This window comes from Janthinobacterium sp. BCJ23 (assembly GCF_059617945.1).
Window position 1 is genome coordinate 118,487 of sequence record NZ_JCAQAW010000008.1, and the last position, 13,375, is coordinate 131,861.

Sequence of the window (13,375 nt, forward strand, 5' to 3'; positions counted from 1 at the left end):
GACGTGGCCGGATTGAACACTCACTAACCTGAACTGAGAATTTTATGTCTATGCGTACTGAATACTGCGGCCTCGTTACCGAAGCCATGCTGGGACAAACCGTCAGCCTGTGCGGCTGGGTACATCGCCGCCGCGACCACGGCAGCCTGATTTTCATCGACTTGCGCGACCGTGAAGGCCTGGTGCAAATCGTCTGCAACCCGGAACAAGCGGAAATGTTCAAGGTCGCCGAAGCCGTGCGCAACGAATTCTGCCTGCGCGTGACGGGCGTCGTGACCAACCGTATCGAAGGCACGATCAACAACAACCTGAAGTCCGGCAAGATCGAAGTGGTCTGCTCGGAGCTGGAAGTGCTGAACCCTTCCGTGCCTGTGCCGTTCCAGCTGGACGACGACAACCTGTCGGAAACGACGCGTCTGACGCACCGCGTGCTGGACCTGCGCCGCCCGCAAATGCAGAACAACCTGCGCCTGCGCTACAAGGTGACGATGGAAGTGCGCAAGTACCTCGACGCGCTGGGCTTCATCGACATCGAAACGCCGATGCTGACCAAGTCGACGCCAGAAGGCGCGCGCGATTACCTGGTGCCGTCGCGCGTGAACGCGGGCAGCTTCTTCGCCTTGCCGCAATCGCCACAGTTGTTCAAGCAACTGTTGATGGTCGCTAACTTCGACCGTTACTACCAGATCACCAAGTGCTTCCGCGACGAAGACTTGCGCGCTGACCGCCAGCCTGAATTCACGCAGATCGATTGCGAAACCTCGTTCCTGACGGAACAGGAAATCCGCGACCTGTTCGAAGACATGATCCGCGTCGTCTTCAAGAACACCCTGGACATCGACCTGCCGAACCCGTTCCCGGTGATGGATTTCGCCGAAGCGATGGGCCTGTACGGTTCCGACAAGCCGGACATGCGCGTCAAGCTGGCCTTCACGGACTTGACGGAAGTCATGAAGTCGGTCGAATTCAAGGTCTTCAACGGCGCCGCCAACATGAAAGGTGGCCGCGTGGTTGCCCTGCGCGTACCGCAAGGCGGCAGCATGCCCCGTTCGGAAATCGACGCCTACACCCAGTTCGTCGCCATCTATGGCGCCAAGGGCCTCGCTTACATCAAGGTCAACGAGAAAGCCAAGGGTCCTGAAGGCTTGCAGTCGCCGATCGTCAAGTTCCTGCCTGCCGACGTGCTGGCCACGATCCTCGAGCAGACGGGCGCGCAAGACGGCGACCTGATCTTCTTCGGCGCCGACAAGGCCAAGGTCGTCAACGACGCCATCGGCGCGCTGCGCGTGAAAATCGGTCACAGCGAATTCGGCAAGAAAGCCGGCCTGTTCGAAGACGTGTGGAAGCCATTGTGGGTAGTCGACTTCCCGATGTTCGAGCACGACGAAGAAGCGGACCGCTGGACGGCTACCCACCATCCATTCACGGCGCCAAAAGACGGCCATGAAGACATGCTGGAAAGCGATCCGGGCGCCTGCATCGCCAAGGCCTACGACATGGTCTTGAACGGCTGGGAACTGGGCGGCGGTTCGATCCGTATCCACCGCGAAGAAGTGCAGTCGAAAGTGTTCCGCGCACTGAAGATCGATGCCGAAGAAGCGCAGCTGAAGTTCGGCTTCCTGCTCGACGCCCTGCAATACGGCGCGCCACCGCATGGCGGCCTGGCATTCGGCCTGGACCGTATCGTGACCATGATGACGGGTTCCGAATCGATCCGCGACGTGATCGCCTTCCCGAAAACCCAGCGTGCGCAAGACTTGCTGACCCATGCGCCGTCGGAAGTGGACGAGAAGCAACTGCGCGAACTGCACATCCGTTTGCGCAGCGCCGAGCCAAAAGTAGTGTAATGAAGCATGCGGCTGCCCCGGCGGCCGCTGTTTGATCCACTATGCAAAAAAAGGCGCTGTCGTGGCGCCTTTTTCATTGTTGATATGACTCATAAAATCCCTGTTTCCGTGCTGGTCGTCATTCATACGGCTGACCTTGACGTCTTGCTCATCGAACGCGCGGGCCAGCCCGGTTTCTGGCAATCGGTGACGGGTTCCGTCGATGCCGTCGACGAACCGCTGCTGCAGACGGCCGCGCGCGAACTGTTCGAGGAAACCGGCATCGTTGCCGATGGACACGATATCGTGCTGCGCGACTGGAAATTGTCGAATGTGTACGAGATCTATCCGATCTGGCGCCACCGCTATGCGCCCGGCGTGACGCGCAACACGGAGCACGTGTTCAGCGTGCAAGTGCCGCGCGACATCGCCATCACCCTGAGCCCGCGCGAACACTTGCAATATGCGTGGCTGCCGTACTTGGCGGGGGCCGACCGCTGTTTCTCGTCGTCCAACGCGGAAGCGATTCTGCAATTGCCGGCCATGACGGGCCTGGCGCGTCCCACCTGATTTTCCTAGAAAGCATTCCATGTTGAACTGGTTACATTTGACTGCGCAGCAAAAACTGCTGGGCACCCTGGGCATTGTTTTTTGCCTGTGCTTTATTTTCCTGCTGTTCAGTTCCACCGTGCCCGGCCGTACGCCACCGATCGGCATGCCGCTGATGGCGATCGGCTGGCTGCTGCACCCGGGCGCGTTTGCCAAGGGCAAGCGCACCGTGGCCTGGCGCGGTGCACCGTTGCTGGTCAAGATCGTCTGGGCGGCCGGCATCACGGCGCTGCTCGTCAGCGTGACGGCGGGCGTGGGACGCATGCTGGCCTGAACACCCGATAGCGAACGATTACCCGGCAACATTTTGATATGAATAACAACGTCAGCGATGACGAGAGGATGGCATGCTGAATTGGTCTCAACTTTCTTTACGGCAGCGCATGATCAGTGTGCTATTCCTGTCCTGGGTGTTGGGCAGCCTGTATGCCGTCTGTTTCCCGGAGCAGCCGCATGCCAGTTTTCCGCAAGCGGGCTTGCCCTTGTTGATGCTGGGATTTTTGCTGCATCCGCGTTTCTTCGCTGGCGGACGCGGACCGTTCAGCTGGAGCAGCGCGCCCAGCCTGATAAAGGGTTTGTGGGTGACAGGTGCCATTGTCGGCAGCATCAGTGCCGCTAGTAGTCTGCTGCTGTCGGCTGCAGGTAAATAAAGCTGCCGTAGGTGCGCACGCGCACCTACGCTGGCGCCGCGCGGGGCCCGTCTGGGAGTAGAATCAATGCATGAAAATCCGCGTAGCAACTTATAATATTCACAAGGGTGTCTCCTCCGTGCGAGGCTTGCCCCGCGTACATGCTTTAAAACAGGCGATCGCCCTGTTTCATGCCGATGTCGTCTTTTTGCAGGAAGTGCAAGGCAAGCACGACCGCAATGCGGCCCGCTATGGCGCCGAGAAAAACGGCCACAAGCATTGGCCGGAAGCGTCGCAGCATGAGTTCTTTGCCGGCGCCGAGCACCATTCCGCGTATGGCATGAATGCCGTGTACGATCACGGCCACCATGGCAACGCCTTGCTCAGCAAGTTTCCCATCGCCTCGCAAACCAACCACGACGTCTCCGACCATGCCTACGAGCAGCGCGGCATCCTGCATTGTGTGCTGAAGACGCCGCAGGCCGACGTGCACTGCTATGTCGTCCACCTGGGCCTGTTCGAGTCGGGACGGGGCCGCCAGACGCAGGCGCTGATCGACGCCGTGATGGAATCGGCGCCCGATGGCGAGCCCGTCATCATTGCCGGCGATTTCAACGACTGGCGCAACACGCTCAGCGACAAGCTGCGCAATGCGCTGGGCGTGGTCGAGGTATTCGACCAGCGCGCGTCGAACTCGGCCTTGGGCGACCTGGTGCGCACCCTGGCGCGGCGCCAGACGAAAACGCCGATCCCCGTGCCGGCGCGCACCTTTCCCGCCGCCTTGCCCTGGTTCCGCCTGGACCGCATCTATGTGCGCGGTTTCCACGTGGAGGGCGCGCAAGTGATGCATGGCACCTTGTGGGCAAAACTGTCGGACCACGCGCCGATCGTTGCTGCTTTGAAACTCGCGTAGACTGCCGGCATGCGTACAGTCAATTTCATCGCCCACAACGACATCAAGCTGCTGTATTGCGGCACCGATTACTTCCCTGCCTTGATTGCGGCCATCGACGGTGCGCGCTCGGAAGTCTATTTCGAAACGTATATCTTTGCCGACGACGCCACGGGCACCCTGGTGCTCGACGCGCTCAAGCGTGCCGCCGCGCGCGGCGTGCTCGTGTGCATGATCACGGACTGGTTCGGCACGGGCAACCGCCGGGTCAACGCCATGCATGCGCAGCTGGAGGCGGCTGGCGTGCACCACCGCATCTTCAACCCGTGGTTCCGGCGCGGCATCACGCGCACGCACCGCAAGATCTGCGTGGCTGATGGCGAAATCGCGCTGGTGGGCGGCATCAATATCAACGACGACATGTTTTGCGACTACGATCACAACATCAGCCTGGAAGCGCCGCGCTGGGATTTTGCCGTGCAGGTGAAGGGGCCGCTGGTCGACGCCATCCACGAAGAGGTGCAGGCGCAGTGGGCGCGATTGGGCAAGATGAATCTGGTGCGGCGTATCAAGCTGTACCGCAAGATGCGCGTCGTCAGCAAGGAGCTGGCGAAAAATCCCGTCGTGGCCGGCTTTGTCGTGCGCGACAACCTGCGCAACCGCCGCACCATCCAGCGCGCCTACCTGCAGGCGCTGGGCCAGGCGCGCAAAAGCGTGATGCTGGCCAACCCGTATTTCGCACCCGGACACAAGCTGCGCCACGCGCTGGCCCAGGCGGCCCAGCGGGGCGTCGACGTGGTGCTGCTGATCGGCGTGGGCGAGTTCCGTATGCAAGATGCCGTGGCGCACTCGTTTTATCCGAAACTGCTGGCCGCCGGTGTGAAAATCGTCGAATACCGCAAGACGCAGCTGCACGCCAAGGTGGCCGTCGTCGACGACGACTGGGCGACGGTGGGCTCCAGCAATATTGACGCGCTGAGCCTGTTCCTGAACCAAGAGGCGAACGTGGTGATCAAGGACGTGGCCTTCGCGCAAAGCTTGCGCCAGCATATCGAGCAGGGCGTGGCCGACGGCATCGTCATTCACCAGGACGATTTCAAGCACATCGGCCGCTTCCGGCGCATCGGCTACGAAGCCGCGTTCCTCGCGTACCGGCTGGTGATGCGCATTTTTTCAGTAGGCAAGTACGCATGAACGAGATGACAACGGTAAGGCTGGACAAATGGCTGTGGGCGGCGCGCTTCTTCAAGACGCGCTCGCTGGCCAGCGAAGCTGTCGACACGGGCAAGGTCAAAGTGGGCGGCGAGCGCGTGAAACCGGCGCGCAGCGTGCGCGTGGGCGACGAGCTGGCCATCGACAATGGCGCGGAGACATGGGAAGTGGCCGTGCTGGGCCTGTCCGACAAGCGCGGCGCGGCGCCCGTGGCGCGCTTGCTGTATGGCGAAACGCCGGCCAGCATCGCCCGCCGCGAGCAGCTGGCTGAGGAGCGCAAGCTGTTCCGCGAGCCTGGCACCACCATCAAGGGGCGGCCGACCAAGCGCGACCGCCGTCAACTGAACAAGGCAGGCGGCCTCGACTGAGGCACGCTGGCACTCAGGCGGCAGGGGCGCGCGCCGCTTTTGCCTGCCTGAAATCGCTACAAACACGCGGCTAAAAAATGCTGCGCCGCACCAATAGAACACCGGCTCTAAAGTTCCCGTTTGACTTTTACGTGGTAGTGGATAATAGTACGAGCGTTCGGATTTTTTCGAAGCGTGCTTTTTTTTACCCTCGCTTCAGTCCGCCAGATCGGCAACATCACTTTGAGAACGGACCTCTTGAATACTTCAGTCAAATTCATGCGCAAGGGCGAACTGACCCGTGCAGCCATCCTCGACGTGGCGCTGGACCTGTCCAGCCGCGACGGCCTGGAAGGCCTGACCATCGGGCTGCTTGCGGACAAAATGAACATGAGCAAGTCGGGCGTGTTTGCCCACTTTGGCTCGCGCGAAGACTTGCAGATGGAAGTGCTGAAGCTCTACCACTATCGTTTCGAGCAAGAAGTCTTTTTCCCCAGCATGAAAGAACCACGCGGCATCCAGCGCCTGCAATCGATGTTTGCGCGCTGGGTCAAGCGGGTCAGCGTGGAAATCGCTTCCGGCTGCATCTATATCAGCGGCGCCGTTGAGTATGACGACCGTCCCGGTCCCATCCGCGAGGCCCTCGTGGCCATGGTGCGGGCTTGGCAGGGCGCGCTGCTGCGCTGTGTCGAGCAATCGATCGCCACGGGCGACCTGAAAGCGGACACGGACGCCCAGCAGCTGGTGTACGAGATGTATGGCCTGATCCTGGCCCTGCATCACGACGCGCGCTTCCTGCGCGTGCCGGGCAGCATCGAACGGGCGCAAGCTGGCTTTATCCGCCTGCTGGCGTCGTACCAGAATTCCGTCACAAGCAAATAAGCTGTCAGGCAGTATCCGCAACAACGCACACGCACTTACAAGTACAACACTTTAGCTAATCGCCTTCAGGAGAAAATTATGGGTCAATACGTCGCGCCAATCCGGGATATGCAATTCGTCCTGCATGAGTTCCTGCAAGTGGAAGAAGAACTGAAGCAAATGCCGTCGTACGCCGACGTCGACGCCGACATCATCAACCAGGTGCTGGAAGAGGGCGGCAAATTCACCTCCGAAGTCTTGTTCCCGCTGAACCACTCCGGCGACCGCGAAGGCTGCCACCACGACCCCGTCACGAAAAACGTGACCACGCCTAAAGGTTTCAAGGAAGCCTACAAGCAGTACGTCGAAGGCGGCTGGGCAGCCTTGGCTTGCGATCCGGAATACGGCGGCCAGGGCTTGCCTGTCGTGCTGAACAATTCGTTCTATGAAATGCTGAACTCGTCGAACCAGGCCTGGTCCATGTACCCGGGCCTGTCGCACGGCGCCTACGAGTGCCTGAAGGAACACGGCACCGACCACCAGAAGGAAGTCTACCTGCCGAAACTGGTGTCGGGCGAATGGACTGGCACCATGTGCCTGACTGAACCGCACTGCGGCACCGACCTGGGCCTGCTGCGCTCGAAAGCGCTGCCTGAGGCGGACGGTTCCTGGACCATCACCGGCAACAAGATCTTCATCTCGGCCGGCGAGCACGACATGGCGGAAAACATCCTGCACCTGGTGCTGGCCCGCGTGCCGGACGCGCCGGAAGGCTCGAAAGGCATCTCGCTGTTCCTGGTGCCGAAATTCCTGCCGAACGCGGACGGCACGGTCGGTGAACGCAACCCGATCACCTGCGGCGCCATCGAAGAAAAAATGGGCATCCACGGCAACTCGACCTGCCAGATGAACCTGGACGGCGCGAAAGGCTGGATCATCGGCCAGCCGAACAAGGGCTTGAACGCCATGTTCGTCTTCATGAACGCGGCCCGCCTGGGCGTGGGCATGCAGTCGCTGGGCCTGACGGAAATCGCCTACCAGAACGCGCTGATCTACGCCAAGGACCGCACGCAAATGCGTTCGCTGTCCGGCATCAAGAACCCGGAACTGCCGGCCGACCGCATCATCGTGCACCCTGACGTGCGCCGCATGCTGCTGACGGGCAAAGCCTACGCCGAAGGCGCGCGCGCTTTCACCTCGTACGTGGCGCTGCAGATCGACCGCGAACTGCACCACCCCGACGCCGACGTGCGCAAGGAAGCGGCCGACGAAGTGGCGCTGCTGACCCCTGTCATCAAGGCCTTCATCACCGACAACGCCTGGATCGCCACTTCGGACGCGATGCAAGTGTTCGGCGGCCACGGCTACATCTCGGAATGGGGCATGGAACAGTATGTGCGCGACGCGCGCATCAACATGATCTATGAAGGCACGAACACGATCCAGTCGCTGGACCTGTTGGGCCGCAAGATCCTCGGCGACAACGGCGCCAAGCTGCGCAAGTTCGGCGAAAAGATCAAGGCTTTCGTCGAAGACAACGGCACCGATGAAGCGATGAACGAATTCGTCACGCCACTGGGCGACCTGGGCGACAAAGTCACCAAGCTGACCATGGAAATCGGCATGAAGGCCTTCCAGAATCCGGACGAAGTGGGCGCGGCATGCGTGCCTTACCTGCGCGTCGTCGGCCACATGATCTACAGCTATCTGTTCGCGCAGATGGCCAAGATCGCCCTCGAAAAAGAATCCAGCGGCGACAAGTTCTACACCGCCAAACTGGCTACCGCACGTTTCTACTTCGCCCGCTTGCAGCCTGAAACGGCAACCCTGATCCGTCAGGCGCGTTCCGGTTCGGCCAACCTGATGGCACTCGACGCAGACCTGTTCTAAGACTTGAGGAAAATATGACCAATTTCATCGTTAAAAAAGTAGCCGTCCTCGGCGCCGGCGTGATGGGTGCGCAGATCGCCGCCCATTGCATCAACGCGAAAGTGCCGGTCGTGCTGTTCGACCTGCCAGCGAAGGAAGGTCCAAAGAATGGCATCGTGCTGCGTGCCATCGAGAACCTGAAAAAGCTGTCGCCTGCCCCGCTGGGCAACAAGGATGATGCGGCGCTGATCCAGGTAGCCAACTACGAAGACAACCTGGACCTGCTGGCCGGTTGCGACCTGATCATCGAAGCCATCGCCGAGCGCATGGACTGGAAACACGACCTGTACCAGAAGGTCGCTCCGCACATCGGCCCGAACGCGATCTTCGCCTCGAACACCTCGGGCCTGTCGATCACCAAGCTGGCCGAAGGCTTCGACGCCGACCTGAAATCGCGCTACTGCGGCGTGCACTTCTTCAACCCGCCGCGCTATATGCACCTGGTCGAAATCATCCCGACCGAGTTCACCAAGCCTGAAATCAGCGACCAGCTGGAAGGCTTTTTGACCACCACCCTGGGCAAGGGCGTGGTACGCGCCAAGGATACGCCGAACTTCATCGCCAACCGCGTTGGCGTGTTCGGCATCCTGGCCATCGTGCACGAAGCTGAAAAATTCGGCCTGTCCGTGGACGTCGTCGATGATTTGACTGGCGCCAAGCTGGGCCGCGCCAAGTCGGGCACCTTCCGCACGGCGGACGTGGTCGGCCTGGACACCATGGGCCATGTGATCAAGACCATGCAGGACTACCTGCCGAACGATCCGTTCGCCGCCGTCTACAAGACGCCGGCCGTGCTGGCGCAGCTGGTGGAAAAAGGCGCGCTGGGCCAGAAGAGCGGCGCAGGCTTCTACAAGAAGGTCGGCAAGGAAATTCAACGCCTCGATTTCGCCACCGGTGAATACGTGGCCGGCGGCGCCAAGGCCGCCGACATCATTGCCCGCATCCTGAAAGAAAAGGATCCGGTCAAGAAGATGAAGGCGCTGCGCGAATCGACGAACCCGCAAGGCCAGTTCCTGTGGGCGATCTTCCGCGACGCTTTCCACTACATCGCCATTCACCTCGACACCGTGGCCGACAATGCGCGTGACATCGACTTCGCCATGCGCTGGGGCTTCGGCTGGAACGTCGGTCCGTTTGAAACGTGGCAGGCATCGAACTGGCTGCAAGTGGCCAACTGGGTCAAGGAAGACATCGACGCCGGCCACGCGCTGTGCAACGCACCGCTGCCAGCCTGGGTCTTCGAAGGTCCGGTCGCTGAAAAAGGCGGCGTGCATACGCCGGAAGGTTCGTACTCCGCCGTGTCGAACAGCTTCGTGCCACGCTCGACCCTGTCCGTGTATGACCGCCAGCCATTCCGCGCGCCCGTCCTGGGCAGTGGCGCCATCGACGGCAAGACCGCCGGCACCACCGTCTTCGAAGACGAATCCGTGCGCGTCTGGCATACGGGTGACGACGTCCTGATCATCTCGTTCAAGACCAAGATGCACGTGATCGGCGAAGGCGTGATTAACGGACTCAAACTCGCATTGGCGGAAGCTGAAAAGAATTTCAAGGGCCTGGTGATCTGGCACGCCGATGCAGCCGAAGGCGGCGCCTTCTCGGCCGGCGCCGACCTGCAATCGGCCTTGCCGGCGTTCATGCAAGGCGGCGTGAAAGCCGTCGATCCGATCATCGCCGAACTGCAGAACACCTTCATGTCGCTGAAATACGCGAACGTGCCGGTGATCGCCGCGGTCGCTGGCCTGGCACTGGGCGGCGGTTGCGAACTGGCCCTGCACGCATCGAAGCGCGTGGCCTCGATCGAGTCGTACATCGGCCTGGTGGAAGTGGGCGTGGGCCTGATTCCTGCCGGCGGCGGCTTGAAGGAAGCGGCGCAGCGCGCCTACAAGGAAGCCAAGGGTAACGACATCCTGCAATTCCTGAAGACGGGTTTCACCAACGCAGCCACCGCCAACGTGTCGAAGTCGGCGCTGGAAGCCAAAAAAATGGGCTACCTGAAGGAAGACGACGTGATCGTGTTCAACGCCTACGAGCTGCTGCATGTGGCCAAGGTCGAAGCGCGCGCCATGTTCGATGCCGGCTTCCGTCCGCAACTGCCGTCGCTGATCCAGGTGACGGGCCGTTACGGCTGGGGCACCATCAAGGCGCAGCTGGTCAACATGCGCGACGGCGGCTTCATTTCGGCGCACGATTTCAAGCTGGGCGAGATGATCGCCGAGATCGTATCGGGCGGCGACGTGGACCAGGGCAGCTTCGTCAGCGAACAGTGGCTGCTGGATATGGAACGCAAGGCATTCCTGGAGCTGTTGAACCATCCGAAAACCCAGGAACGGATCATGGGCATGATGCAAACCGGTAAGCCGGTACGCAACTAAGCCTGACGTCGATGGCGATCCTGTCCATTATTTTTAAAGTATTGCTGCGCGTGAGGCCAAGCATGGTGTATGACCGTATCAAACAACAGATGATGGACACCTTGCCCTTCGTGCGGCTGCTGGGGATCAGTATCGACGACATCGGCGCCGGCACCTCGAAGGTGTCGATGCCGGAAGATCCAAAACTGAATAATCACCTGGGCACGCAGCATGCGGGCGCCTTGTTTACCCTGGCCGAAACGGCTTCCGGCGCGGCCATGGCTGGCGGCTTCGCCGAGCTGATACTGGGCTTGCGCCCGGTGGCCAAGGAGTCGCGCATCCAGTATCAGAAGGTGGCCCGGGGCGCGACGCGCGCCGAAGGCCGGGTACCGGGCGACCTGGCTGCCTTGAAGGCGCAGCTGGCGCAGGATGGCAAGGTGGCGTTTCCCGTGGCAGTCGATATTTTCGACGCCGAAGGCACGCTGGCGGCACAGGTGACGGTGGACTGGTATTTGTCGCAGAAGCGATAGGCCAGCATCCCGGACATTCGACAGAACACGAACCTCGTTCAACATCTTTGAAAGCATAAAATGAGCAAACAACTTCAAGACGCGTACATCGTCTCTGCAACCCGCACCCCGATCGGCAAGGCGCCGCGCGGCATGTTCAAGAACACCCGCCCGGACGACCTGCTGGTGCGCGTGCTGCAATCGGCCCTGGCGCAAGCGCCTGGCCTGGACCCTGCATTGATCACCGACGCCATCATCGGCTGCTCGTTCCCGGAAGCGGAGCAGGGCTTCAATATCGCGCGTAACTCGGTGCTGCTGGCCGGCTTGCCGAAAACCGTTGGCGGCGTCACCGTCAACCGTTACTGCGCTTCGGGCATCACGGCCATCGCCATGGCGGCCGACCGCATCCGCGTGGGCGAAGCCGACGTCATGATCGCCGGCGGCATCGAATCGATGTCGATGGTACCGATGATGGGCCACCACCCATCGATGAACCTGGACATGTTCAGCGACGAGAACATCGGCATGGCTTACGGCATGGGCCTGACGGCCGAAAAAGTGGCGCAGCAATGGAAAGTGTCGCGCGAACAGCAGGACGCGTTCTCCGTTGAATCGCACCGCCGCGCCATCGCCGCGCAGCAAGCCGGCTTCTTCAAGGCGGAAACGACGCCAGTGGAAATCATCACGCGCACGCCGAACCTGGCCACCGGCCAGGTCGATGTGACGCGCCGCACCGTCGACACGGACGAAGGCGCGCGCGCCGATTCGTCGATGGAGTCGCTGGCAAAACTGAAGCCTGTGTTCGCCGCCAAGGGTTCCGTCACGGCCGCCAACAGCTCGCAGATGTCCGACGGCGCCGGTGCGCTCTTGATCGTCAGCGAAAAAATCCTGCGCGAGCACAACCTGACCCCGCTGGCGAAATTCTCCTCGTTCGCCGTGCGCGGCGTGCCGCCGGAAATCATGGGCATCGGTCCTAAATTCGCCATTCCCGCGGCATGCGCCGCCGCCGGCATCACGCAAGACCAGCTGGACTGGATCGAGCTGAACGAAGCGTTTGCCGCCCAAGCCTTGGCCGTCATCGGCGACCTGGGCCTGGACCCATCGAAGGTCAACCCGATGGGCGGCGCGATCGCCCTGGGCCACCCGCTGGGCGCGACCGGTGCCATCCGCGCCGCCACCGTGATCCACGCGTTGCAGCGCACCAAGCAGAAGTACGGCATGGTCACGATGTGCGTGGGCGCCGGCATGGGCGCGGCAGGTATTTTCGAACGCGTATAAGTTCGACGGGCTAAAGCAATAAAACAGGGCGCTGCGGGATTACCCCGGCGCCCTTTATCTTTTTGGAGACGACATGGATATTTTGTGCAGCAAGAGCGAGGGCATCCTGACCCTGGAATTCAACCGCCTGGAACGCAAGAATGCGATCACGGGTGCCATGTACCAGACCCTGGCCGACGCGCTGGTGGCGGCCGAGACCGATGATGAAGTGCGCGCCATCCTGATCTGCGGCAAGCGCGAGATTTTCACGGCCGGTAACGACCTCGACGACTTCATGAAGACGGCGCGCCCGAAGGATGGCTCGCTCGACCATGACCGTCCCGTGTTCCAGTTCATGCGTGCCCTGTACGGCAGCAGCAAGCCCGTGGTGGCGGCTGTTTCCGGTCCCGCCATCGGCATCGGTACCACCTTGCTGATGCATTGCGACCTCGTCTACGCGGCCGACAACGCCAGCTTCTCGATGCCGTTCACGCAGCTGGGCCTGTGCCCGGAATTCGGCTCCAGCCTGCTGCTCACGCAACTGGCCGGCTACCCGCGCGCGGCGGAAAAGCTGATGCTGGGCGAAGCGTTCCCTGCCAGCGAAGCGCTGGAAATGGGCCTGGTCTCGAAAGTCGTGCCCCTGTACGACTTGATGACGTACGCGCAAGGCCAGGCGGCCAAGCTGGTAGCCCTGCCAGCGGCCTCCATCCGCGCCACCAAGCGATTGATGAAGCAAAGCCGCATGGAGCCGATGAAGGCGGCCATCGCCGAGGAAAACAAACTGTTCAGCGCCATGCTGGGTGGCGCCGAGGCGAAGGAAGCGTTTACGGCCTTCTTTGAAAAACGCAAGCCGGATTTCAAACAGTTTGCATAAGGCAGGGCCTGACATCTCGTCGGACCCGGCACCATCTGATTTGGACATGATGATCGGTGATGAGAATGCGGTGGCC

General features: G+C 61.3%; 13 protein-coding genes. All 13 read left to right on the forward strand.

Going from position 1 to position 13,375, the window contains the following annotated elements; genetic code table 11:
• Nucleotides 1-50 precede the first annotated feature (50 nt).
• The gene (gene aspS / locus AC54AG_RS22225; protein ID WP_035824170.1) at nt 51-1,847 is read left to right on the forward strand and encodes an aspartate--tRNA ligase; all 1,797 of its coding nucleotides are present in this window, start codon (nt 51-53) and stop codon (nt 1,845-1,847) included.
• An 84-nt stretch (nt 1,848-1,931) separates the two neighbouring features.
• The gene (nudB, locus tag AC54AG_RS22230) at nt 1,932-2,396 is read left to right on the forward strand and encodes a dihydroneopterin triphosphate diphosphatase (RefSeq protein ID WP_496631592.1); all 465 of its coding nucleotides are present in this window, start codon (nt 1,932-1,934) and stop codon (nt 2,394-2,396) included.
• A gap of 19 nt (nt 2,397-2,415) precedes the next feature.
• A complete protein-coding gene (locus AC54AG_RS22235) occupies nt 2,416-2,709 on the forward strand; it encodes a hypothetical protein (protein WP_072457749.1) in 294 nt (97 codons plus the stop codon).
• Nucleotides 2,710-2,818: 109 nt separating this feature from the next.
• Nucleotides 2,819-3,085 carry a hypothetical protein gene (locus AC54AG_RS22240; protein WP_070305354.1) on the forward strand — a complete coding sequence of 89 codons (267 nt, stop codon included), beginning with the start codon at nt 2,819-2,821 and terminating at the stop codon, nt 3,083-3,085.
• A gap of 70 nt (nt 3,086-3,155) precedes the next feature.
• Complete coding sequence (locus AC54AG_RS22245; RefSeq protein WP_034753381.1) at nt 3,156-3,977, forward strand: endonuclease/exonuclease/phosphatase family protein; 822 nt, start codon at nt 3,156-3,158, stop codon at nt 3,975-3,977.
• Nucleotides 3,978-3,986: 9 nt separating this feature from the next.
• Complete coding sequence (gene clsB, locus AC54AG_RS22250; RefSeq protein ID WP_034753382.1) at nt 3,987-5,150, forward strand: cardiolipin synthase ClsB; 1,164 nt, start codon at nt 3,987-3,989, stop codon at nt 5,148-5,150.
• Entirely contained in the window at nt 5,147-5,536 is a 390-nt protein-coding gene (locus tag AC54AG_RS22255; protein ID WP_070305356.1) for an RNA-binding S4 domain-containing protein, read from the forward strand. The genes clsB and AC54AG_RS22255 overlap by 4 nt, the downstream gene beginning before the upstream one ends.
• Nucleotides 5,537-5,794: 258 nt before the next feature.
• Entirely contained in the window at nt 5,795-6,397 is a 603-nt protein-coding gene (locus AC54AG_RS22260; RefSeq protein ID WP_034753385.1) for a TetR/AcrR family transcriptional regulator, read from the forward strand.
• Nucleotides 6,398-6,475: 78 nt separating this feature from the next.
• Nucleotides 6,476-8,266: an acyl-CoA dehydrogenase C-terminal domain-containing protein gene (locus AC54AG_RS22265; RefSeq protein ID WP_496631593.1), complete on the forward strand. Its 1,791-nt coding sequence runs from the start codon at nt 6,476-6,478 to the stop codon at nt 8,264-8,266.
• Nucleotides 8,267-8,280: 14 nt separating this feature from the next.
• On the forward strand, nt 8,281-10,680 hold the full coding sequence (locus AC54AG_RS22270) for a 3-hydroxyacyl-CoA dehydrogenase/enoyl-CoA hydratase family protein (protein ID WP_072457014.1): 2,400 nt from the start codon (nt 8,281-8,283) through the stop codon (nt 10,678-10,680).
• A gap of 62 nt (nt 10,681-10,742) precedes the next feature.
• Nucleotides 10,743-11,189 (forward strand): PaaI family thioesterase, encoded by a 447-nt coding sequence (locus tag AC54AG_RS22275; protein ID WP_034753657.1) that lies wholly within the window; start codon nt 10,743-10,745, stop codon nt 11,187-11,189.
• A 60-nt stretch (nt 11,190-11,249) separates the two neighbouring features.
• Nucleotides 11,250-12,446 (forward strand): acetyl-CoA C-acyltransferase, encoded by a 1,197-nt coding sequence (locus AC54AG_RS22280; RefSeq protein WP_034753391.1) that lies wholly within the window; start codon nt 11,250-11,252, stop codon nt 12,444-12,446.
• 73 nt (nt 12,447-12,519) lie between these two features.
• Nucleotides 12,520-13,299 (forward strand): enoyl-CoA hydratase, encoded by a 780-nt coding sequence (locus AC54AG_RS22285; RefSeq protein ID WP_072457016.1) that lies wholly within the window; start codon nt 12,520-12,522, stop codon nt 13,297-13,299.
• The last annotated feature ends 76 nt before the right edge of the window (nt 13,300-13,375 follow it).